12 protein-coding genes are annotated in these 24,663 nt (G+C 42.7%); 2 read left to right on the plus strand and 10 right to left on the minus strand.

Going from position 1 to position 24,663, the window contains the following annotated elements:
* Positions 1 to 336 precede the first annotated feature (336 nt).
* The 7 genes from sov to NQ542_RS10760 all read right to left on the minus strand — a co-directional run bounded on the left by sov (position 337) and on the right by NQ542_RS10760 (position 15,303).
* Positions 337 to 7,788 (minus strand): T9SS outer membrane translocon Sov/SprA, encoded by a 7,452-nt coding sequence (gene sov / locus NQ542_RS10730; protein ID WP_005640434.1) that lies wholly within the window; start codon positions 7,786 to 7,788, stop codon positions 337 to 339.
* A gap of 81 nt (positions 7,789 to 7,869) precedes the next feature.
* Positions 7,870 to 8,463, minus strand: coding sequence for a Holliday junction branch migration protein RuvA (ruvA, locus tag NQ542_RS10735; RefSeq protein WP_005640432.1), 594 nt, complete (start codon positions 8,461 to 8,463; stop codon positions 7,870 to 7,872).
* 80 nt (positions 8,464 to 8,543) lie between these two features.
* Entirely contained in the window at positions 8,544 to 9,998 is a 1,455-nt protein-coding gene (locus NQ542_RS10740; RefSeq protein WP_005640431.1) for a TrkH family potassium uptake protein, read from the minus strand.
* 66 nt (positions 9,999 to 10,064) lie between these two features.
* Positions 10,065 to 11,402: a Trk system potassium transporter TrkA gene (gene trkA / locus NQ542_RS10745; RefSeq protein ID WP_005640429.1), complete on the minus strand. Its 1,338-nt coding sequence runs from the start codon at positions 11,400 to 11,402 to the stop codon at positions 10,065 to 10,067.
* A 30-nt stretch (positions 11,403 to 11,432) separates the two neighbouring features.
* A complete protein-coding gene (gene dxs, locus NQ542_RS10750; protein WP_005640427.1) occupies positions 11,433 to 13,340 on the minus strand; it encodes a 1-deoxy-D-xylulose-5-phosphate synthase in 1,908 nt (635 codons plus the stop codon).
* Positions 13,341 to 13,841: 501 nt separating this feature from the next.
* Positions 13,842 to 14,717, minus strand: coding sequence for a nucleotidyl transferase AbiEii/AbiGii toxin family protein (locus NQ542_RS10755; protein WP_005640423.1), 876 nt, complete (start codon positions 14,715 to 14,717; stop codon positions 13,842 to 13,844).
* 4 nt (positions 14,718 to 14,721) lie between these two features.
* On the minus strand, positions 14,722 to 15,303 hold the full coding sequence (locus NQ542_RS10760; protein WP_005640421.1) for a type IV toxin-antitoxin system AbiEi family antitoxin domain-containing protein: 582 nt from the start codon (positions 15,301 to 15,303) through the stop codon (positions 14,722 to 14,724).
* Between the two features lie 941 nt (positions 15,304 to 16,244).
* Between NQ542_RS10760 and NQ542_RS10765 the strand changes: the two genes are divergently transcribed.
* Together NQ542_RS10765 and NQ542_RS10770 are read left to right on the plus strand one after the other, a co-directional pair.
* Positions 16,245 to 16,922 (plus strand): porin family protein, encoded by a 678-nt coding sequence (locus NQ542_RS10765; protein WP_005640413.1) that lies wholly within the window; start codon positions 16,245 to 16,247, stop codon positions 16,920 to 16,922.
* Between the two features lie 753 nt (positions 16,923 to 17,675).
* Positions 17,676 to 18,101: an immunoglobulin-like domain-containing protein gene (locus NQ542_RS10770; protein ID WP_005640406.1), complete on the plus strand. Its 426-nt coding sequence runs from the start codon at positions 17,676 to 17,678 to the stop codon at positions 18,099 to 18,101.
* 371 nt (positions 18,102 to 18,472) lie between these two features.
* Here NQ542_RS10770 and NQ542_RS10775 read toward each other — a convergent pair whose 3' ends face one another.
* From NQ542_RS10775 to NQ542_RS10785, 3 genes are all read right to left on the minus strand, one after another.
* Complete coding sequence (locus NQ542_RS10775) at positions 18,473 to 20,293, minus strand: PA14 domain-containing protein (protein WP_005640404.1); 1,821 nt, start codon at positions 20,291 to 20,293, stop codon at positions 18,473 to 18,475.
* 871 nt (positions 20,294 to 21,164) lie between these two features.
* On the minus strand, positions 21,165 to 22,634 hold the full coding sequence (locus tag NQ542_RS10780) for a TolB family protein (protein ID WP_005651497.1): 1,470 nt from the start codon (positions 22,632 to 22,634) through the stop codon (positions 21,165 to 21,167).
* On the minus strand, positions 22,634 to 24,478 hold the full coding sequence (locus NQ542_RS10785; protein ID WP_005640396.1) for a DUF6057 family protein: 1,845 nt from the start codon (positions 24,476 to 24,478) through the stop codon (positions 22,634 to 22,636). The genes NQ542_RS10780 and NQ542_RS10785 overlap by 1 nt, the downstream gene beginning before the upstream one ends.
* Positions 24,479 to 24,663 lie beyond the last annotated feature (185 nt).

Consider the following 24,663-nt stretch of genomic DNA (forward strand, 5'->3'; position numbering starts at 1 on the left):
ATCCGGGTGTAGCCATTCCGGACATCCGGGTGTGGAGAGCGGTAACATCCGGGTGTAGAAAGGCGGAAGATGGGCATGTTACCAAACTTTTCTGCTTGCTTTTCGTTCTTTTCCTACTTGTTTTAGTAAAAAAGGACCTTTATGTTGAGGGAACTATCTCCACACAGATGTATATCGGCACGGTTCCCTGCGTTTTTGTAAACAATACCGGCTACCCGTTTCAACGGCAGGTAGTGATACAAGTGTGATACAGGAATCCGGTATGTATCACTCCTTGCACACCATGTTTGTCAATGCTTGCAAAACAAAGTGTGATAGAGTGATAGAGAAACTGGATTATTGTGCAAGAGAGAACCGCAAACTGATACCGTAGTTTGAGTTTGAAGTCGGATAAGATGCACTCGATATCAACGGTTCATTGATCTGAATATCATAGAATGCACGGACCGTCAACGCACGGCTCAAACCGTAATCAGCCGAGAAGGAGATTGTCTTTGCGATGTTACCGCTAGTAGCCTGCGTCAGTTGAGTGTCGATTTTACGAATCAACGACTGCATCTTGTTGAACGAGAAATCGAGGCGAACGGTGAGGTCATTGCTGAAATCACGCGTTTTCTTCATCTTCAAAACCTTGTTGAACTCGGCATATTTGTAACCCAAACCGATCGTCACTTTCTTGGAAAGTGCTTCGACCAATTGGTAGGATGTCGTGTTCAGGCTTAAATTGCGGGTAGTCGAATAGTCCGCCCGAACCGTCACGTTATTCAACAGCGTCGCATCTGCACCCAACAAAGGACTAAACGCTTCGGTAAGGCTGACAGACGAAATCGAATAAGGAGACGATGGTGTCGGGTTATCGTTCAGAATCGACTGGATATATCCCAGTCCGTCCTGCCCGGCATCCACCCAATTCAAGAAGGATGTGAAAGCACCTACCGAATAAGAACAACGGTACTGGTGACTCAACGTCAAGCTCTTGAAATATTTCTTGACAGCCGGAATCTTGATCAAGCCGTCGTAAGTAACGCGCCAGTTAGGCAACATGCTCTTCAACGAAGGGAAAGCCGTCAAGCCTACCTTCTTCGGGTCCTTACCGGTATAAGCGGCCAGAAATGCAGGAATCAGGACATCCGCCGAATTCCGGTTGACACCGTTCACATTACCTGTTCCCGGATTATAAGGCATTCCTCCCAAGCCTTTATCATGGATAAAGCCCACATCCGGATATTTCAAGCCGGAATACTTGCTTTCGATACGTTGGGCAATGATCTCGCGGTTTGCCAACAACTTGTCAAAGGCTTTCGAAGAATAGTTATTCATAGCATTGCCACTGCCTCCGAATGCGCTTCCCAGCGCGATTGTCGTCATGGTAAAGTTTCCCCCCATAATCTCCGGCATACCTTCATACATAAATTGTATTTCCGTATTACGCGTATCGTTGCGAAGAGCCGTCAAGTCGATCTTCAATCCAGTGATCGGTTCGAGGTTCGCCCGTATATTCAGATTTTTCGTACTGGTCATGACTGCGGCATTCACGTCTCTCTCGGTATCCGTAATCAACCAGCCTTTTTCATATGCCTCGTCTATATAGCTACGACGCACGTCACCGAACGCAAAACCGATCCCCGGGGAAAGTCCGAATGAAGAACGTCCCTGGCCAAAGATATCACCGATCTCCGGACGGAAACCGGGCAGCATCATACCGGCAGAGTTCGTAAACTGAATATTGAAACGGCGCACCATCATCAAAAAGCGGGCACTATGTTCAACCGCCTTGTAAAGAAAATCCTCAGTAGGGGCCGGTCCCGGTATGATCGTCAACTTCAAGCGCACCGTGTCTTGGTTCAAAATCTTAACCTGTGCGAAGTTGATCGGCTTGAACTTGACTTTGTAGACACGCCCGTCCGTTCTTCTGGCCGTGATTTGCACCTTTTTCGTAAACATTCCATGCTCGACAACCGTAGCGCTGTCCGGACTCAAGACAATTTCTTTTTCCAATTTCGGCTTTTTCTTCTTCTCCGTTTTTTTAGCCGTAGTCCGGGTATTGTTAAACTTCTGGTTGATCTTCTTCAAATATTTGTTTTTGTTGTAGAGAGATAACAGGTTCAAGTTCGCCTGCAAATCGAACTGACGCTGGTTCTTGATCGTATTACCCATCTCGATATCTTCGCTTACCGTCGCTCCACGATCCCAGTTGTAAGTAGCATTGTAGCTCAAAGAAGCATTGGTCCAATCCAGAACCGGGATCAGCTGCAACGGCAACTGCCAGGTCGCCATAAACTGCTGGTCATACTTCATCGGGGTTCCCAGGTCAGCGATGCTCTTCTTCACGGAATCTTTCCATAACTGGTAACCGTCCGGGTTCAGTTCCTTATTCACCTGCACATACGGTTCTTCGATACGGGCATTCGTACCGGAACTGAACGTTATGTTCAGGTTATTCGTAAAAGCCCAGTTCAAACTGAAAGCACGGTCCCAATAGAAGTTCTGGCTGAATGTCACTGGTATATCGTTGGGGACACCTGTTGCCGCTCCTGTCAGGTCGCGTAATTTTATTTCGTAATAATTCCGCATCATGGCCGTCTGGAAGTTGATAGACGGGGCCACATTAAACGCCAGTTGTTTGGCATAGCGCGTATAGCCGTTGTTTTTCTTCAATAACTTATCGAATGGCTTGATCGGCTTGACATAAGGCACATAGCTATAGGCAAAATTAGCACGATAGTCTTTCGTCGTTTCATATTCCGTTTCCGGATTTTTCTTATCATTAATACTGTACGAATATCCGAGTGTAAAGTTTGCCGGATCATAAGGCATCGGATTCTTACTCTTGATATTCACACGCACATTATTAAACGAAACACTCTTGATAACCGTCCTATCTTGAGAATAATCACGGATCGAATCCTTCTCAGCCTTTGTTTCCGCCTTATCGATAGCATCCTTCAGTTTGACATCCTGATCCAGCGGATTGTATTTCGGATCATATGTTTCTTTCGAATAGGCATAATAGAACGGGATGCTGACTTGCGCCTTTTCCGGGAACAGCTTACCCAATTCGATAGAGGTCGCCACGTTATACTGTTTGAAGTCCTCCATCCGGCGTTCATTCAAAGACTGGTCAAGAGCACCAAAGCCGGCCGTTTCGATACGTCCGCCCACATTCACCGTTCCCAAGTCGGAAAGCGCAACATTCAAATTCGCATTAGCAGCCCACCCACCTTCTTCATTGAAGTCGGTCAGGCGCAATTCGTTCACCCAAACTTCCCCGCTCTTCAACTTATTACGCACGTTACGCACACCGATCATGACTGTCTTCACTTCGGAAAGACTCGGATTGCCTTTGACACGGATCGTATTGCCATCGTTGTCCGGATCCCTACCAGAATAGACAGTCTGGAAAGACACTCCATTCGTACCGGACCGTTTTTCCCGGTTACGCTCCAGTTTTAGGTCCGTCAAAATCTCCAAACGGAAATTCAACATGTTTTCTGCCGGCCAAACGATTTTCTGGTGTTCCGAATTGTTATAGTTATACTCCCCGTGCGGAGTCAATTTCAACGGTACTTCATATTCGTAATAGTTATTCTTATAGTCCGATCCCAGGCGGATAAAAACAGCGAGATCGCCATCTGCAAGATCGTTTACATCCAATTTCGGAGCCTCGGCATGTGTAAACAGTTGCAAGCGCTTATACTGCCGCAAATCATAATTCGTATTCTTATACACGGCACGTGCATCTTGAGCGGCAAGGTCCGTTATCTTTAAAGAAAGCGCCTGTTCGTTCTCCTGACGGATCTGAGGCTGGCTTGGATCCAGTACACGGCTGACGCCCGGGGGCAATGTATAGCTGACCGGATCCCTGTCACTGTTTTCCTCGATATTGACAGTCGAGACTTCCAATTTACCCTTCACTGCGGGCGGCATCTTCGGATCGGACAAATCCTGCTCGTAGGATCGCCATTCTCCGCGTACCAATTGCAGAGTACCGAAGCGCAACACGACCGATTCCTTAAATCCTGTCATATACATACGCATGAAACGAATCGTCTTGAAATCATTGATTGCCCCCACACGACGCTGGTATTGTTTTACCGGAATCTTAAATTGATACCAGGTAACGGATTCTGTCGTACCATCCGCCAATCTTACTGATGAAGTACGTTTATCCGCAATGAAGTTTTCACCGACAACCGTATCCTGCGGAGTTATCCTGACTTTGTATTCGAAATATTTTTCATTTTTATTCAGAGTATTGTCCTGATTGATGTCTTCTACATCAGGCACGGTCTTGGAAGAAGTGCTGTAGCGCTCGCCCGAATCGTTGATATCTTTCGAGTTTCCTTCCGTTCCATTATAGCGTTTGTAACGTGTTAAGATATCCACCTCCTGAGAATCATAGTCCGAACCACGAAAATAGTGGAACTTGTCACCGGCCGGATCAAAGAAAGGGGACAGCTGTAACGGATCGTTCTCCATCTCGGTTAGGGTTACCGCATTCAATTTCTGGCGTAATTTATTCAGATAATCCTGGTAAGCCGGATATTCCTTTTCTTCATCCGAGGATAAACCGTTCAGGCCGACATCCTGCAACAGACGTGCACCTGCCGTATTGTCGAAGGCATAAACTGTACTCTGCTGTTTTGGAACCTTACCCCAAACAGTATAATCGACCTTAGACGTATCGCCATCGATTGGCAATCCGTTTTCGAAGAACTTCTTTTCATCCTTCAATATGTCTTCCGATATCTCACCCAAATTAAAATACAGATCCCCCCCTGTTGTCTGACGATCATAAATGAACGGATCGAGCATCCAAAATTCGATATATTCGACATTCGCCGTCTCAAAGTCACTCTGGTCTATCTTTCGCATCATTCCACCGAAACGCTTTTCCGGGTTTTGCAATGTTCCGTCAGGATTAATATTATCGGCATCCAAGTTATACGGTCCGCGTTCCTGCGGATAGTAAGCCATGTTCAGAACTGTCAACGTATTACTTTCACTCATGCTTTGCTGCCGTTGCGGGAACAACTCTCTCGTCTCGATAGCACGGACATAATGGTTGGACAAATCTTTTGTCGTAATATATTTCGGACGCAAAGAAGAATTTTTACGCGTGAACAATCCGTCGATCGTGTACCAAGCGAGCAAAGCACGACTTTTCCCGTAATCGATATTATTGGTCAGCCCGGCTTCCGGGAACAATTGGGGCGTACCATCGTCATAAGGCACACTGGACAACTGCCAGGGATAAGGGTCGGAGAGGTCGAAATTGCTCTGTGTCGACTCGAAGTCATCCAGATACGAATATCCCCCCGTGTTCTTGTTTTCGTAATGCCCGGCAATCAAATGAGCGAACTCCGCATTGAAAGATATCTGGCTGGGTTTGCTTAGGTTCAGCAACGGCAGCTTGTCGAACATATTGGTAAGCCACTGACTCTCGCCCTTATAAGCCATATTGACACCCCAGAGCGTATTCTTTATCGCTTCGTCGCCCATCGTCGTCTTGGTGGTCAACGGCATTTCGGACATGTGCATGATGGTAGCGCCTACCATCAGATTCGGGTTGAACTGATAGTTCAAGTCCAATCCCATCATGGTCTTACGCTGCATGTTATAGGCTGTCTGGTTTTCCAGCGAGACACTGACCGGCGTGCCTGCAGAAATAATACTTTCGTTCAGGATCGTTACCACGCCGGAAGTATAGTCAACAGTATAATCTACATTCTCGGTTAATATCGCTCCGCCAGCCGTTACTTTCACTGAACCTCGCGCTACGTTGGAAGCTCCCAACTGTATCTCGGCACCCGAAGAGGCTTTGTATTCCCCCTCCAGTTTGAACTTATTCTTTTCAGCAATCTGTCTGGCGACAGTCAATGTCGAGTCGTAGAGTTCCTGGAATACATATTTGTCAGCAATCGCATCATTGTTAATCTTTTTACGCAGATAGGAGCCGAATGGTTCCACACTTGGAAAAATAATTTTCCCATTATCGGCAAGGACGGTCACACCTTCAATAAAGTCGTATATACCATCCGGATGCGGCTGATTGTTGGAATCATAGCTATCCAGGTTCAGCACTCGTAACAAGATTTGGTTGGCAATCGCCCCTTCCGGCAAATAGTTGACATACGTACCGGTTGTATCGCTTTGATACATGATATTCAACTTGAACTTCTCTTTTTGGACAGAGTAAGCTCCTAATGAATAGATATTTTTCATCATCAGGTCCCAAAAAGGCATATCAGGCGACATGGTAATTCCTTTCAACAACTTCACATACAGGCAAGAGGCAGCCGATGAAGGATTGTCAGTCGAGAACTCACCAACCTGATAAGTCTTTCCATCCGAATAAGTATAATTGTAAGCGACAGCCAATACCTCATCTGCCTGCAACTGTGTTTTCAGCGAGATATACCCCAACTTCGTATTGACCGTATATTCGGACGCATCCAGCAAACGAGCACTTTCCACTTCTTCATACTCCGTACCGTTAACAAAAGTTCCTCCCAACGCCTGATTTACCGTGCTGATATCACGAGCACCGGTAAATTGCTGGTTAAGGGTATTATATAATGTATTCGTATTATTATAGGGGATAGACAGCGCCCCCGAAGGAGAAACGACCGTCGTATTCGAAATATTATCATGCTCGGCCAGATCAGCAAAAGCGACCACGTTACGCGCCTGGTCATAAGTAGCCCGTTTGTTTGTCACCCAAACTTCCACCTTGCTAATCGTGACGGGAGAGGAAATCGTATTCAGGTTCTTCACCGCCTCATCATAGCGGTCGCGAAAATAGTGTGACAGGAAAAAGTGACGATTCTCGTCATACTGGTCAATCGTCAATTCGAAAGGTTTTGTCTGCACGCCCCCTTTAGAACTGACCGTTTTCGATTCCGACTCCTGCTGTGCAAACAACGCATTGACTCGCAGCTTCCCGAACTGGAGATCCGCTTTCATACCGAACAGGGCTGCTCCTCCGTTGATTAGGGAGTTACTGGTTGTCATACTTACATTTCCGGCTTCCAGCGACTTGATAATTTCATCTTCCTCCCCGGTATAAGCTAATTTCAGTTTTTTGGAGTCGAAATCAAAAGAGGTTTCGGTATTATAGTTCATATCGAAATTCACTTTGCTACCAACCGATGCCTGTACATTCAATTGAACATTCTCATCGAAATTAAAGAAGGTACGGTTACGAGCACGTTCCGGCAAAGAGGGATTTTTGGTTTTATTCTGCTTCAAGCCTAACTCCACTTCGGCCGAACCTTGCGTTTTCACCCGGACACCGCCCGGCCCAAAGATACGTTCCGCCGCACCGATATTGAACTGCATATCAGCTAAGTTGAACTGCTTATTAGCCGCCTTTTGAAATTCTTCCTCGTTTTTCTGGCGATAGTAGGATTGAACGGATTTTTGGAAACTATAATCCTGGTATTCCTCAGGGGTCAACGAAATAGGAGTAGTCAGATCGGCATCACCTAACTTGGTACGGACTACATACGTCCCGGTTCTGATATCATATTCGACCACTGATTTCACGTTATCCGGCGTCTTCAAGTCAGCAGGTGATTGCTTGGTAAGATCCTGATATTCTTCAGGGACCGTCTTAGCTACCGGAAAGCGGGTGCGCACCTTCGGCACCGTATCATCCGGAACGACCGGCTGTTCAGTATCCGGCAACGACATCTCATAGGCCAGAAAATCCGTATTCATAGAATACAGACCTGCACCAAACAGTAGAATTGTTATCCAGAGTATAAATTTCAGTGTCCTTCTCATGTTAATTGACAATTGACAACAGACAATGACAACCGACAATTCCAAATTCTCCTAAATTGCCAATTGCCAATTATCCATTGCTTAAAGCATTCTTAGGGCTGTTTTAATGACCTGCTCGACAGCCAGTGCAGGCGAACCTTTCAATATCAAGTTAACCGCCTTTTGCGAAGCGGCCTTCTGGAATCCAAGCATAACCAATGCCGCCACTGCTTCTTCTGTGACAGCACCACTGGCAGCGACAGAAGAGGAGCCACCTGTCACTGTCATTCCCTCTATCGGCTTTACCTTGTTTTTGAGATCAACTAGAATACGTTGAGCTGTTTTCAATCCGATTCCTTTGACTGACGTCAGAGCTGTTTCGTTCTTATCTGCAATCACCCGGATCAATTCGGATGGTGACAGGGAAGAAAGGATCATCCGGGCAGTATTGGGACCGACTCCCGACACGGAAGTCAACATCAGAAACAGTTCGCGCTCATCTTTTCCTGCAAAGCCAAAAAGCAAATGGGCATCCTCACGTATCACTTCGTACACGTAAATCTTCCCGGTCGGTTTCCCATTATAAAAAGTATATGTATTCAAGGAGATATTCAGTTCATAACCGATTCCGGCACATTCCAAGATCATCCTGGCCGGTGTCAGTTCTACTATCTCTCCCTTGATATATTCTATCATGTATCTTACGTCTTTATGATTCGCACCTATTATAACGCAAAATTAGACAAAAGCGTATATCCGAACTATCTTTTTTGGTATTATTGTTTCCAAAACCCCGGCAACAAGATTGTCAGCACCGTAAAGATCTCCAAACGTCCGACCATCATCAGAAAAGACAAGAACCATTTCGATACCACCGGAACATCAGCATAGTTTCCGACCGGTCCCAGACTACCAAGTCCCGGTCCAACGTTACTGATCGAAGAGATAGTAGCCCCGATCGTCTCCTCAAATCCTACCCCATCGATCATCAGCACCATACAGCTGACAAATATTAAAGCAATATAGGCAAAAGCGAACGCCAATACCCGGTGGACGATATCACCAGAAACAGCATGCCCGTTCATTCGTACCGGAATAATGGCATGTGGATGCGTCTGCTTCTTAAACTCATTAAAGAGGTTCTTGGTCAAAATCACAAAACGGCCCATTTTCAAACCTCCACAAGTAGAGCCAGCACAACCACATACCACCATCAGAACTAGCGCTAACAGCCAGAAAAACGGTCCCCACGGAATATAATCGACCGTTGCAAACCCACATGTAGACACCAATGTCACGACCTGGAATACCGTTTGCCTAAAAGCTGTACCAAAATCGTCCACAATTCCTTTATACATGATCCAGACTGTCGATATTGCCGTAATAATCAGTACGAACCAGAAAAACCAGCGTGTTTCTTCATCCGCAAATAACTTCTTGGGCCTACCGTTAAAAAAGAAATATATCAAAGTAATATTGGTCGCACCGATAAACATAAAAATCGTAATTGTATATTCGATATAGGCAGAGTCCCAGTAAGCGATACTGGCATTTTTCGTGGAATAGCCACCTGTAGAAATACAAGTGAGCGCATGATTGACAGCGTCATACAAGTCCATTGGACCCGCCCATAAAAGACCAATAAGGATAATGGTCAGGAACAAATAAACTCCCCACAGGCGCTTGGCCACCTGGGTAACACGCGGACGGAAACGTTCGTGCGTGATACCCGGAGTCTCGGCATTGAACATCTGGGTAGCCCCACCTCCGATAATAGGCATCAGCGCTACGGTAAACACGATCATTCCAATACCGCCCTGCCATTGCGTAAGGCTCCGCCAAAACAATATCCCGTGCGGAAGAGCTTCGATATCGGTCAATATGGTAGAGCCTGTCGTCGTAAAACCAGACATCGTTTCGAAATAAGCATCCGTCACATTATCTATATAGCCACCTAAATAGAATGGTAACATCCCCAAAAGGGAGAAAAGAGCCCAAGTTAATGTAACAGTCAGCATCCCTTCCCTGCGCCCGGCCGTATGTTCATTGGCTCGTAGTCCGATCAGCATAAAAAGGACTCCCGTTCCGAACATGATACCACTCGACTGAAGAAGCGGATAGAAGTCATTTCCTTCATATAAGAAAGCGACTGCCGTTGCAGCCAGCATAAACAACGTCTCAAGGATGAACATCATCCCTAACATCTTAATTATAAAACGAATGTTCAGCATAATATGCTATTAACAATTGACACATTGAACAGAGAAAAGAGACAACCCAGAGTTGTCCATTGACAATTAATTAAAGTAGTCCTCCAATTTACGCATAGCCGTATCCAAACAGAACACCACAACGTGGTCATAAGCTTGGATATGTGTATCACCCTTGATCATCATAGGCTCACCGTCACGAATCAATCCGCCCAACGTCAAATCTTTCGGAAGATTCAGATCTTTTACCTGCTTACGGGTAATTTTCGAATCGGGACGGGCAACAAGTTCCGCCACATCTGCATTGGCAAAAGTTAAACACTTCACGTTCGACACGTCTGCATCCAACAGGAATTGGTAGATATGGCTGGCAGCAATCAGTTTCTTATTGATAACCGAGCCGATGTCCATGCTCTCCGCTAAAGGTATGTAGTCGATATTTTCGATCTTAGCGATAGTCTTGAATACTCCGGCGCGTTTAGCAGCCAGACAAGCCAAGATGTTCGTACTCGAATTATCCGTCAGTGCGATAAATGCCTGTGCATCTTTGATCCCTTCCTGCATCAACAGATCGGTATCGCGTCCGTCTCCATTGATGATCAAGACATTTCCAGGGACAACCTCAGCTATACGGTGACTCTTTTCTTTGTTAGTCTCGATTACTTTTACACGGATATTGTTCGGAAGGTACTGGCAGGTACGGATCGCAATACGGCTTCCACCCATAATAATGACTTTCTTTACTTCGGGGTCTCGCTTGCCCGCATGCAACCGGACGTCTTCGATATGGCTTTTAGTCGTTGTAAAAAAAACGATATCTCCCGATTCTATACGATCCGTACCACGGGGAATAATGGTCTCGTTCTGCCGTTTGATGGCAACGATATGATAGAGTTTCTGTTCGTTCAGTAATTCGGACAGATGTTTGTTCACAAGTCGGGAATTATCGCGCACCTTTACACCGATCAGAATCAGAGCGCCTCCGAACAACTCCCAGTATTGCCGAGTCCACGGGCGTCTGACAGCCGTAACAATTTCTTTGGCTGCCAGCATTTCCGGGTAAATCATGGAATCGATCCCCATTTTTTCAAACAGTTCCTTGTTTTTAGGGAGCAAATATTCGTAATTGTTGATACGCGCCAACGTCTTATGTGCTCCTAATTTAGAAGCCAGAATGCTGGCTGCCACATTGGTCGTTTCTTCCGGCGTGACACTGACAAACAGGTCGGCCTTTCTGATACCGGCTTCTTCCAGGTCCCGAATGGATGTCGGATTACCCACCATAGGAAGGATCTCCATGCTTGAATTCGTGAAATTCAAACGTTCCTCATTCGGATCCATCAGGATAATATCCTGCTTCTCCTGTGATAACATTTTTGCCAGGTGGGTTCCTACTTCACCGGCTCCGGCTATAATAATTTTCATTTTATATAATAGATTAATTATAAGGATATATTATCCTCTGATAACCATCTTTTTTATTTCTCCTGCAATACTTTTGGCATCCATACCACACAGTTTATACAGTTCGGGAATCGATCCATGTTCGACAAACTCATCCGGCACACCAATCCGTTTTACCTGAGGAGCATATCCGTTATCAGCCATAAATTCCAAAACAGCACTGCCCAGTCCACCTTTGATTACGCCGTTTTCAACAGTGATGACACGACTGAACCTCTTACCGACTTCATGCAGCAGTTCTTCATCCATCGGTTTTAAAAAAATCATATCATAATGGGCAATCGATATACCATCACTTTCAACCTCCTTTATGGCCTTTATCACTTCGTTGCCAATAGGTCCAAGTGACAAGATCGCAATATCATCCCCATCACGAAGTTTCTTGCCTTTCCCGATCGGAAGGATATGCATCTCATTCCTCCAATCTGCCATCTCTCCCTTACCGCGTGGATAACGGATCACAAAAGGGCCGTTACATTCCTTATACCCGGTATACATCAAATTCCTTAAATCCAGTTCGTTCAAAGGAGATGAAATAACCAAGTTCGGGACTGGACGCAGATAAGCGAGGTCGAACACCCCGTGATGGGTCGCCCCGTCTTCGCCTACTAGACCGGCACGGTCCAGACAAATTACCATATGAAGATTCTGAAGTGCAACATCGTGTATCACCATATCGTATGCCCGCTGCATGAAAGAAGAGTAGACATTGCAGAATGGGATCATTCCCTCTTTGGCAAGTCCGGCAGAGAAAGTTACCGAATGCCCTTCGGCAATCCCGACATCAAACGCCCGTTTCGGAAACGCTTTCATCATATAAGTCATAGAACAACCTGTCGGCATAGCAGGAGTGACCCCCACGATCCGTTCGTCCTGTTCAGCCAGCTCGACAAGGGTATGTCCGAAAACATCCTGATAAAGTTGAGGTTCGTTCAACTTATGGACAATGATCCGTTCTCCTGTTTCTTTATTGAACAGCCCTGGTGCATGCCATTCCGTTGCCGACTTTTCAGCAGGCTTGAATCCTTTGCCTTTTTTAGTTTTGATATGTAATAGTTTCGGACCTTCCATATCCTTTATATCATTCAGAACCTTGATCATATAACCGACATCATGCCCGTCGATCGGACCAAAGTAACGGATGCTGAATCCCTCAAACAGATTATGTTGTTGAGTAAGCAATGCTTTCAGACTATTGTTAAAACGAAGGATATTTCCCCGACGGTCATTATTGATCAGTTTCATCTTCCGCAATCCGCGGTACACATCATAACGCATTTTATTATATGCCTGACTGGTTGTGATATCCACCAAATACTGACTCAACCCACCGACCGCATGATCTATTGCCATATCATTATCATTGAGAATGATAAGTAGGTTGTTTGGATTAGCCGACGCATTATTCAGACCTTCGAACGCCAACCCACCCGTCATGGCTCCATCGCCGATCACGGCTATCACGTGTCTGTCTTTTTCTCCTTTTAGAGCAGAAGCGACCGACATACCCATAGCCGCCGAAATGGAATTTGAAGCATGTCCGGCAACAAATGCGTCATAAGGGCTTTCCAGAGGATTAGGAAATCCACTGATTCCTTTAAATTTTCGGAGCGTATGAAAAGCCTCTCGACGTCCAGTCAGTATTTTATGACCATACGCCTGATGCCCCACATCCCATACAATACGATCATAGGGAGTATTAAAAACATAGTGTAGTGCAACCGTCAGCTCTACCGTACCGAGACTTGCCCCAAGATGTCCCGGATTCTCCGATAGTACATCTATTATATATTGACGCAACTCTGCACATACCTCTCCCAATTTATCGGGGGACAACTTGCGCAAATCCTCCGGGTAATCAATGGAATTTAATATGTGTTCATCCTTGCATTCTGTCATAATCGCTATAATTTTGTGGCAAATGTAAAGAATTAACGGGAGATAAAATAGTTTTAGTATGTCATTCTTTAGCAGTATGACACAATTAAACCGCTTCTTCTCCTTTCCCTATAATCAAATTTAATCCTGTTTTGCATTTTCGTATGTAACACAAACAAACTCATTTGCCATAAAAACAAAAAAGCAGTCACAAATAATTGTAACTGCTTGATTTTCAGTGGTGCCACCAGGAATCGAACCTTTTATTTCGGTTTATTCTAAACCCCTGATTGACTGCACATTTACTACTTTATCTTTTATGAAAGCCATTGAATTAACACTACACTAAATTCATCGCTTTTCGTAATTGTCTTTACAATCATCATCTCTTTGACAATGTAAAGGTAGATAAAAAGTTCGATTTCCGCAAATGTCAATAGGGATTTTTATGAAATATTTTTTGCTCAAACCTGATAATGTTCCTAAAAGATGGCTAAGAGCCTGTCTAAATCTTACTCAATTCTATTTTGAGAGTTTTATCCAATATCTTTCAGCCATAGGCTGTAGCCTGTCTCTTATTACCTTCATCACAGTATCGAAATCAAGCGCCTCTTTCCATTGAATTTTTCTAAGAAAAGCCTTCCAACAGCTTATGCGTGCCCCGTCTGTAGCAAAACTATCCGTAAACAGTTGCAAATCGGGGTTGTATGCAAGTCCTCGATTGTCGAACGTCGCTTCGATGGCGTCATACAAAGCGTCGTCATTCAAATTTCTCTTCGTCAGGAGCTGATAACAGTCAAAGAAATCTTTCATGCGACTGTTGAGAACATCACGATCTATCATCGTATGGAACTTCTCGGCAATAACGGTTTCTAAAGAATATGCCTGTATATTCACAGAAGGGATATCCGATAAAAGCAGAGGAAAGTCTATAGTTGTTGGATGTGGAATGACGACATCACCAAAGCCAATATCTACAGACATATTATAAGCTATGGTATCCATATGGGCAGTAAAATAGAATCTTGTACCAGGATATTTCTTTTCGACTGTGATCGGTTCTATTTTGATACTTCCTGCGTCAAATGACACCCCATCTTCATGGCATACGATACCCAGGATTTCTTGGAAGACACGAGCCAGGAAATCCCTGTCACGACTGATCCTGTCTGCCATAAAATCCACATCAACCGTAGGACGAGCCTCAAGTCCATTCATGGCATAAAGCAAAGAGCCGCCTTTCAACAAGAATTTGTCCTTGTACTGGCTTACAGAAACCCTGTAAAGCAGTCTCTCGTTGAAGTACCTTGCCAGAAGATACATGTATTTATAGCCTGTCTCATTCATGAGGTTGAGCAAGCGTGTCTTTACAGACTTGCCATAGTTTTTCTTTCCCATTATCTTATTCTATTGCGATTTCGAGATAATTTTTCAACGTGTTAAACACTCTTAGGCGCTTGGCGTAATCCTGCAAACGGGCGAGATTACGGTTCGGCTTTTTCAGATAAGTACGTATTACTTCCGCGCAAACGTCCAGACCAATCTTGTTCCGATACTTCACCGCATCACAAACACTTCGTTCCATATCAGTAATATGAACTTTATATCCCGATATATCCGCATCCATAATCCCAAACTCCAAGTTCTCTTTTTTCCAATAATAAAGTTCTATAGGCAGGACGTGTGGAAGCACTACTTTCCTTTTATTGGCAATGGCTATGCAAAAAGCAGGCGGGACTGTCGTAGACACTTGATGATATGTCCAGGCATTGTATAGGCATACAACACCATTCGGTATTATCCTCTCCACGTCTATCATCGTGTTTAGCAATGCCTCGGGAGCTGCATATACCCCATGACGCAATCTTATCAAATCGCCACGTTCTTTAGCTCGCAACACCTGTTTATATTCCGACAGGTGAGATATATCCGTTGTGGATATAGTCCCTCCGAGAGACGCAACTTTATTAATTATATCATTCATATAATCCACCTTAGAAGTTCTTTTCACACTACAAAAATACGATTATTTTCCGAATAATAGGTAATATTCTACGGTTAATTCGTAAAAACACCGTATAATACTACCAGTATCCGTTTTTCATATAAATCATATCTATAGAAGAAGCCCTGTGTCATCTGATGACACTGTTTTTGCTGTCTCGGATATAAAGTGGTTCTAGGAATTACTGCCGGATGATGGAGAAAATAATCGGGACAGTTCCGGGAAAATGCAGGAATAAACAGGAAAAAGCGAGACTGCCACTCAAAAACAACCCTGAGACAAGTTGGTATATGAAAATTGATATGTACTTACAATGGAGTGCATCTTACTGATAAATCGAATGTACAAGATGTAGTTGAGCAGTCGATTACTATAAATCTATCTTATAGATAAGTCTGCCGGTGAATTTATCAAGTTCATGGGTAGGCTTTATTTTCATCAAAAGAGAAGATGGCTTGTTCGAAAGTTGGTTGTGTGTTAACTGATGAAATAGCGCATTGTCAGGATATATACCCAATAGAACGAATTTGACAAGATCAAAGACTATTTTATCGTGAAACTCCGAATAAAGATAAACCAAATATCTCGGGAAAATCAATATTCTTAATATACTTTCTTGAAAAAAACAGTAAAAGAACAGGCATCATTCCGCAAAATATTACTTTATTCATTTTTACCATTTATTAAATAGTCATATCGTATAATAGAAAACACATCATACAACAGTAAACCACATTCCAATATAGAAGCAAAGTTAGTAATATATTTAAATAGGAAAAAGAAAACGAAACAATACGGAAACTTGCTTGAAGCAAAAAACACAAAAAAATGATTTTTCACCAATAATACCGTAATCCATGCCAAAATGCCTTGACTGAAATTAGTATCTTTGTATTATAATGCTATTTATTTAACATAAAATGAGAAAAGCTATTTATCTGTTATTTTTTTTAGTTTGGTTATGTCCTGCTGCTTGTATGGCTCAAGGTCTCCATTTTGGATTGAAAGCCGGTGTGCTTGGAAACAAAGCTGATATTCAAGGTATAAGCAACCGGGTTAAAACAGAGAATATGACTGGTTTTCAAGTAGGTCCCATGCTACAATATCAGACCGGTTTCTATGGACTAACCTTGGATTTTTCCCTATTGTATGTACAGCGTGGAGTGAAATTGACAAACACCTCCAATGACGTCAGTGCCGATATCAAGACACAAAGTATCGACATACCCATAGAATTAAAATGGGAAATGGGGTTGTCCGACAACTTTGACTTGTTTTTAGGAATAGGACCTTCTTTTTCCTTTTTAGTAAATGAGGACAATTGGGGACGCAAACTAGTCCATATAGCCGTAGATGCCATAGACAAGGATCTTTCTTCTATGGGATGGCGTTCCACTGAAGTCGGTCTGAATCTCGGAGGTGGCGTGAAGATAATGAAACATCTGATGCTGAGCTGCTACTATAACATCGGATTAACGGAATCCGCCAGACACCATATCGGAGGAGACAAGCATGACGCCATAGACCAGATTTTCGATGGTGATATTTTCAAATCAAGAAACAGATATTGGCAATTGTCCCTTGCTTATATTTTTTAATTAAGTAAAACAATAAAGTCCTATTTATATGGAGCATACATCCGCTTTTACTTCCATTATTGATTCGCAGCTTTTACCTATGAGAGTCGGAATTGTATTTTTAATGGGATGTTGTATTCTTGCCGCTTACTGTACCAATAAGCGCAAGAATATTGAAAAGAAAGAATATCCAATGCTTCTCAAAGGCTACCCGGAACATTGTAAAGGAAGGCTATAAAGGTAAAATATACAATTCTGGTAACTTTTAGACTCTACAAATGACAATCATAAAATATTTACTCTTTACATCATTAGTACTATTTAATTCTTGTCATTCTTACCCTTCCAAGAATGGACAAGATGATAAAACAGACGGCATTCGTTTGTAAGAGGAATTATGCTCTTTATGTAGACAGCATTATTAAATCCGATACCACCCTGCAACAGCGTTTTCATTGTTTAGAGGCGATGTTGGGCACGAATAAAGTATCTGTTTATTCCAGATATACCGACAGCCCCTTTTGAAATCAGCATTCAAAAAAGACGTTTTTGATTCTCCGTTATGAGAATTAGATATTATATCAGATATCACATTTAGTCCTGAAATCATTCCAATAAATAAAAATTCTTTCGAACGGCCTGTAAATATAGTACTGAGTCCTATACCACGGGATATTCCGCAAGGAGAAGCCTTAAATTCTGATTCTCTATCATTACGAACTGAATATGACTATCATCCTTTATCGGTAACAGGATACTATTGAAGTATTATTAATGAACAATTCACAGCATTTTCAAGAAATGTTCAGACGAAAAGTTGTTAATTATTCGGCAGTCAATCATGGAAGAGTTCAGCCAGCAACACCTTTTACGGCACCTGCATTCTTGGATACTCTGCAAATATCTATGAAAACAGACAAAGCTTTTTATCCGATAGACACAAAAAGCGTGTCGATGAGTCTGAATAATAATAATTCCAAAGTCCTGTTTTTGGGAGAGGATTATATGGTAGCACGTAAAGAAGACAATCAATGGCTACTACTGAATGGCAACAATGCATGGACTGATATAGGTATTGAAGTTAGACAAGGGAAAAAATATCAATTTGCAGCAAATCTTTATCCCCTTTTTAATGACAACAAGCCTGGATATTATAGGGTGTATAAGGAAATAGTTTTTTATAATTCTAAAGAAAAATAGTTTATGGTAGCGGTATTCCGAATAAATTAGGGATAAAGGAATTGGATACAGTTTTCGCTCATTAGATTTTTAAATTCAAATAAGATTTTTTTAAACCTAACAAGGGACATTCAGTAAAAAGATCGCAAAAGGATTCTGTATGTATAGTCAATCCGAATAAATAAACAAAAAAACTTCTGTATAACGAATAAAAGAGGCTGTGTCGTGTAACATGTTACGATACAACCTCTTTCACTATATTTTTTGAAAGGTTCTGTAACACTTTCAAACAGATAATTCTAACTACCGATAATCATTCATCGATCCAAATACGCCCAAAATCAAACTATAGAAACAGACTATCTTCGCTAATATTGGATAAGACGAGATTTCTATTCAACAAAAAGACATGAGGCAGAGACAGTTTCCCCATAGGTTTGTTTAGGACAAATCCACTCCATCAGCAAATACTCGCCACTATACCCGTCAAAGTAACGAAGCTTCAAAGGATGACACCCTTTTTCTAGATAGACAAACCCATTTGCTTCCACATAGCCGACAGCCCGATCATTGTCAACTACACGAACGCCTCCAATAAACAGGTCCGAACCGTCATTACTTTTCAAGGAGAAACCATAAGCTCCTGAAACAGGGACGGACAAAAAGCTTTCATACACATAGCCAAAATGATCCTCGTTTCTGAAATCATCCTCAAATTCTAAATAAGATTTCACTCCCTTTGCCTTCATTTCACCAATCTTCTCCAAATCACTCACAGATTTGAAGTTACCTTCATAATAGCGATAAGATACCCCCTGTCGCCTTCCTTTACATTTGATAGCACGTGAGAAACCGATATAACGTTCATATACACGACTGGGCTTTCCATCCTTATAGGTACAAGCTTTCAATTTACAAGGAGCATCCAGTATGATCGCACCTTCACAACGGGAAGCACTACCAAATTCAGGCTCAGTTCCATCCAGTGTATAATAGGTATCACCTTCACCGCAAGACAAAACTATTGACAAGCCTTCTTTGACAAACGAGACCTTCCGCTCATCAACATATGGCATTTCTGGCATTTCCTTTGAAGCCAACAGATAGGACACTGGTATTTCTAGACGTTCAGTAGACGAGATATACATATTTGTCACACGGAAAGGCTGTGTCAATTGAGAAAGAGGACGAGTCATATCACAAACAGCATGTGCCGGAATACGAATACGATCACTTAAAACGCCGTTATCTAATAGATAAGGAATATCACTTTCATTCAATAGACGGACATGGAACTTTCCATTCCTTTCCTCATAAGAAAGTACTTTCAACGAAGAACGTAAAAACAATTTCAACATGTTCTCTTTTCCTGCCAATTTCTGATCAGCATAGGCGATTGAACGACCCGCATAAAGGGCCTCCTTAATGCTTTCTGGCGTATTTTCTTTTGCAAAAACAAACGTCAATGTACGGAATTTCTTTTTCAAGTCAAACAGGAAATCCATTGGATAATGAGCATCCGTTGCTCCAATATAAGCCAAGTTATACTGGTCTGCATAATCGATAGCACGCGGATAAAACTCTTCGTTATTGAATATCTCAATACCCTGAATCCGCTTTTGCTCGATATGACGAACAATATAAGCAGGCAATTCGCTGTTCTTATCTGGCCACCCAGGATGATTCGTTGTAATGTAAGCGCCCTCCGCAGCAGCTTTTTCAATCAGGCTGTCAGCTTCAGTCTCTGAAAAATTTCTTTTTTTCGGCATATAGTCATTACAGTCTTTGATAAAAAGGACATTCAAGTGTCCAACAGGATCGCTCCCTGTAATCTCCAACCCCTTTATCAGCGTAATTCCTTTACTTTCAGCCATTGGGAAGGCTTTATTGTAAGAGACATTACAATCCTTCGTTTCCGTGTGAGAACGAGGCACTGGCTGATGATCTGTGATTGAAATAGCGTCTAGTCCTTCAGCCCAAGCCTCCAATACACGCATTTCAGGAGTGACATGTCCATCCGAATAATAGGTATGCAAATGGAAATCACATTTCAGAGTTTTATATCCTGGCAAATCTGGCACTGCAATGTGTTTCGGATTAAAAGCACGAGAGGAAGAATATCCCTCCAGCAGTTGATACTGTACATTTTCATTTTGTGCGGACAAAGAGACACCCCACAATGTACATCCTAATATAAATACAGACTTCTTCATTTATTGATAATAAAAATTTATAGATAAAAAATAATTTCCTGATTTTTGAAAAATTGTCACGAACATAAATAATAACGTTTCTATCCAGGAACGTTAGCGCTCACATTCTTAAATGTTCTATTGTGCACATCATCAAGGACAATCGCAGGACGATAGTCTTTTTCTTTTGCGGACAACTTCACATTTTGTTACACCTAATTTCAGATAGATCAAGCCTGTCACAAAATCACCAAGAGTAAACGCAACACGACCTCCGCCCTGTTCATGGGAGAAATCAATAACTTTCTGAATTGTCGCCACATTCAACGTAATTCCATCCGCTTTCGCCCCAAAGTCTCTCACTAAAAAATCTTTTGTCCTGAACAAAAAACTCTGCAAAAGAAAAAAAGAGACAACTCAATTGAATTGTTTTCCAAATTATTTCCATATCATTATATATTATTCAATGGCATTAGTAACATTACAGCCAAAATTATCCACAATATTCCACAGTTCGCCTTATCCTTTTGATACTAATCATTACATTTCTGGCAAAAAGAGACCTCCTTCATGTCTATATCGAATGACATAAGCGAAACAAGCAAGTACCAATTATATGCCGTCACCCAATCCCCAAAATAGGAAACCACTCTACCGATGTCTAAAGAGGCGGATCTTATAACCGCATTTTTCTCTCTATGTCTGCCATTTCAGCATCAATGCTGCAAAGGACAAAGAAATGAGTGTTTGTCAATTACAAAGTTCCATATTTGCCTTCTTCATTGAAACGAAACTCCTGAACAGAGCCATATTATTCACTACAAGAAATTTTCTCCGAAGCAAGCACGGCATTTACAACTATATTCGCCCAAACACTCCACCGATTCACTTATCACCTCAAATTTGATTTCTTTCCGCTTCTCAAACAACCGGCTAGCCGACAGGCGTCCACTGTGACTGCTGACCGCATCAATTCCGGTATATTATACGAAAACATTAACGCGTCATAGTAGGTTAAAGGATCCTTCTGGGGCAGCAAAAACGGTTTATGCCCCACCCCTTCCGAATCAACATAGCCAATAAAAAGACGTGTATAAAGTCCATCAATCCGCCTGCTGCTGAACACCATCCAACGACCATTACCGCTCCAAGAATGATAGCTCTCCGCCTCTTCCGAATTGAAAACATCCAAAGGATATTTTCTGGAAGTAAGCAAATCAAGCATATACAGGTCAGCTTCCTTATGCCAAATAGAAAAATTACCAAAATCATGAAGTGTAAAAGCCAAGAAACGTCCGTCAGGAGACAAACGCGGAAAAGAAACACTTTGTCCTTCCATACGCGCGTTGTAAAGCGTGTCGACAACTTCTCCCAAACGTTCGTTTTGGAAATCGAACGCTATCCGGCAAAGACTGTATTTCACTTGCCTGCAATTCTGGGGCAGCGAATCGACCGCAACCGCTGAACAAAAATATAAAAAATGCCCATCCGGTGAAAAAGTCGGAAATGTTTCAAAAGCACAAGTAGATCGTAACAAAGGAGAAGTCATTATTTTATGATCTTTCACACTATATATCACCACATCCGAGGCTGTATCATAGACCTCCACCCTATCGGGATCATGGCTATAGAAATTTTGGCGAGTCTTGTTCATGGAAAAAGCAATATAATCACCCGAAGGATGCCAATACGGATAAACAAAAGAACCCATTTGCTCTGTTTGCACATCTAGCTTTTCAACCAAACCGTCCTGCAGAATCAACGTACCAGCCAAATCCGCACGCGCATGGAACATCATACGTGACGGATCACGCTCACAATAGGCATGACAGTTCACGCAATTACCTTTTGTCAGACGATTTTCCAAAATAGGACGTTGTTCATAATCAGAAAGGTCACGCTGGTAGATTCCCATTTCCCTCCAACCTTCGTATCCAGGAGGAACTAATCGATAAGAAAGATAAGAATCTATTGAATCTGGGGCTATATAGATTGAAAAAGAGCGGTAACGCTTCCACTGATCCGACTGATACGCTAAAACAGTCAGACGAAGCGAGTCACCAGCGTATCGACCCATCCAATCCTTCCAATCGGAAACCGGAAATGAAAAAAGCCCTCGTCTGCCCTCCATCTGCATCAGCTCATGCCCTGCCACTTCAACGACCAACCGGCAAGGTTCATTCCCTAAATAGGAGAAATTCAATGGGGCGATATTCATCGGAACCGTCACACCCTTATAATCCGGAAATATATCAGGGTCAGCCTCCAACACTCCTTGTATTTGTACGGGTCTGTTTCCACTACAGGCTCCAAACAACAGTCCTGCAAGCAGACATATCATCCAATTAATCTTTGTTTCCATCATCCAATCTCAGCAAAAAGTAAATAATACCAAAATGTATGCTTGAAACCATCCAACAAGGAACGAGGAGCTCCTTGTCGTACTTGTTCATATCCTTTCTTAAACTGCACAAACCGATCCAATGTGGACGATTCGACACCATGTGCCTTGCAGTATTCCCAATCAACCTGTTGGTAAGCGGATAACTGCTCATTCGAGATACCATGTCGGAGAGCATAGTCCTCCTCCAATGTATGATAATAATCTGAAAAGAAAAGCAGGGCCTCCTGTACCGGTTCGGCCAAATACTGAAGAGCCGGAGTTCCATAATAAGTATCGACGAACGATTGCACATGATTAAAGTCTTTCGCCAAAAGCAAATAAGCAAGTGCATATTGCATCGCATTTGAATTCGCAGGATTAACCGCTACGATTTTATAAAGATCGTCCATAGGAGACGCCAAAAGAACAAATGAATCATCCAAGGGGAAAGAGGCACGTCCAGTGCCTAAAGAAGGATCTTGCTCCACAGCTTCATCATCAAACAAAAAACGACGTTGAGCAGTGGCCCAACCGGCATAATGCACTGTTTTTTCCAACAAGGTTATATACTTCAACGCAACCAGATAATTCCCTCGCATCAGTTCAATCCGCACCAACATCTGAAGCATGGTCGGATTATATCCATTCAACGCGAATAAAGAGTTAAAAGCCACATTCTGAGCAGCAGCTATATTTCCCATCGCAAACCACAAATGAGCCAAACGGACATCGGCTGATTTATTATTCGGGATATAAACAAGCGATTGCGGACCATATTGAGGATAAGTAAACAAATGGTCAAGCAGCACTCCCTGCTCTGCCAAAGAGAGATTCAAATAATTCGCATCATGATAGTGCATAATACGCTTAGAAGCTTCCCGTTGCAGATCTTTCCATTGTTTCATAACAGTATAATATTCATATCGATATTGTTCAAAAGAAACTCGAACCTGATTCATCCTCCGATCCTGCAAGAAGGAAAAAAGTCCTATTTCGCTTGTCAAAAGCAACAAGAAAACAATCCTTTGCAACCATTTACCATGCAACAGCGACATTCGCCCCACCACAACCCCAAACGGAAGAAGCAACAGTGCCACCCAACTGATATGATGGAAAACAGGCATTTCTAATGTCCATTCATAATAATTGGCAGAAGTACATCCTCGTTCCATTTGAGCCATCACGCCGCTGCGCACAGCTCCCCAAGCCAATAACAATGTAAATGGAACATAAGACAGCGAACAAAGACTTTTTTTGCTCTTTCCAGCCAAATCACAGCAAAAGGCACAACATGCGAACAAAGAGGCAACCGCTCCTGCCAACCCAAACAGAATAAACGCAATCGCCCCCCCCAGACACAATCGCATTCGCAAAGTTTCTCTGGCTGTAGACAAATAAAGATAAAGGCCAACCATAGCCATAGCATAGGCAATCAGCCCTTCATAAAAAAAGCAAGGATCAAACAAAGACAAAATCAAAGTCCCCGCCGGACAAAACGCAAGAGGGGCCAAAAACCATTTTCCTCCCAACTTACGCAAAATCCCCATACTTGCCAAGATGATAGAAAGAAGCAAAAGCGCAGTCAAAGAGACACTCCAAACAGTTGAATAAAAAAACTGGACAAGAAAACGGGACAAGCAAAGTGCCACCCCACCTGGCTGCAAAAGCAGGCCCGATACATAATCGGAATCAAAAAGAAATAATTGTTGCTGTTCCCGATTAAAAAAAGCATACTGAAAAGTTTCTTTTAGATACAGGCTCAGCAAGAACAAACCTATTGCAATAAATCCTATCCTTCCAACAATTATTTTTTTTCGCTTCATTTTCTAATATTTTTAACAGGGAGAACGAGTCCCAAAGAAAAACATACCGATATTCCAAAAACTCTTTTTTCCTATTCTTTATCCACAACATCCACATATACATCTCCCACTTGTATTCACTTTTCCGATGTTCAACATAAACAAGAAAGGGCAGCATTTTTACCACCCTTTCTTTTCTAATATTA

Source organism: Parabacteroides merdae ATCC 43184 (assembly GCF_025151215.1).
Lineage (GTDB): Bacteria > Bacteroidota > Bacteroidia > Bacteroidales > Tannerellaceae > Parabacteroides > Parabacteroides merdae.

Excerpts from the sequence above, each read along its gene's own strand:
- sov (WP_005640434.1), bottom strand. The coding sequence starts at position 7,788 with ATGAGAAGGACACTGAAATTTATACTCTGGATAACAATTCTACTGTTT.
- ruvA (WP_005640432.1), bottom strand. The coding sequence starts at position 8,463 with ATGATAGAATATATCAAGGGAGAGATAGTAGAACTGACACCGGCCAGG.
- NQ542_RS10740 (WP_005640431.1), bottom strand. The coding sequence starts at position 9,998 with ATGCTGAACATTCGTTTTATAATTAAGATGTTAGGGATGATGTTCATC.
- trkA (WP_005640429.1), bottom strand. The coding sequence starts at position 11,402 with ATGAAAATTATTATAGCCGGAGCCGGTGAAGTAGGAACCCACCTGGCA.
- dxs (WP_005640427.1), bottom strand. The coding sequence starts at position 13,340 with ATGACAGAATGCAAGGATGAACACATATTAAATTCCATTGATTACCCG.
- NQ542_RS10755 (WP_005640423.1), bottom strand. The coding sequence starts at position 14,717 with ATGGGAAAGAAAAACTATGGCAAGTCTGTAAAGACACGCTTGCTCAAC.
- NQ542_RS10760 (WP_005640421.1), bottom strand. The coding sequence starts at position 15,303 with ATGAATGATATAATTAATAAAGTTGCGTCTCTCGGAGGGACTATATCC.
- NQ542_RS10765 (WP_005640413.1), top strand. The coding sequence starts at position 16,245 with ATGAGAAAAGCTATTTATCTGTTATTTTTTTTAGTTTGGTTATGTCCT.
- NQ542_RS10770 (WP_005640406.1), top strand. The coding sequence starts at position 17,676 with ATGAACAATTCACAGCATTTTCAAGAAATGTTCAGACGAAAAGTTGTT.
- NQ542_RS10775 (WP_005640404.1), bottom strand. The coding sequence starts at position 20,293 with ATGAAGAAGTCTGTATTTATATTAGGATGTACATTGTGGGGTGTCTCT.
- NQ542_RS10780 (WP_005651497.1), bottom strand. The coding sequence starts at position 22,634 with ATGGAAACAAAGATTAATTGGATGATATGTCTGCTTGCAGGACTGTTG.
- NQ542_RS10785 (WP_005640396.1), bottom strand. The coding sequence starts at position 24,478 with ATGAAGCGAAAAAAAATAATTGTTGGAAGGATAGGATTTATTGCAATA.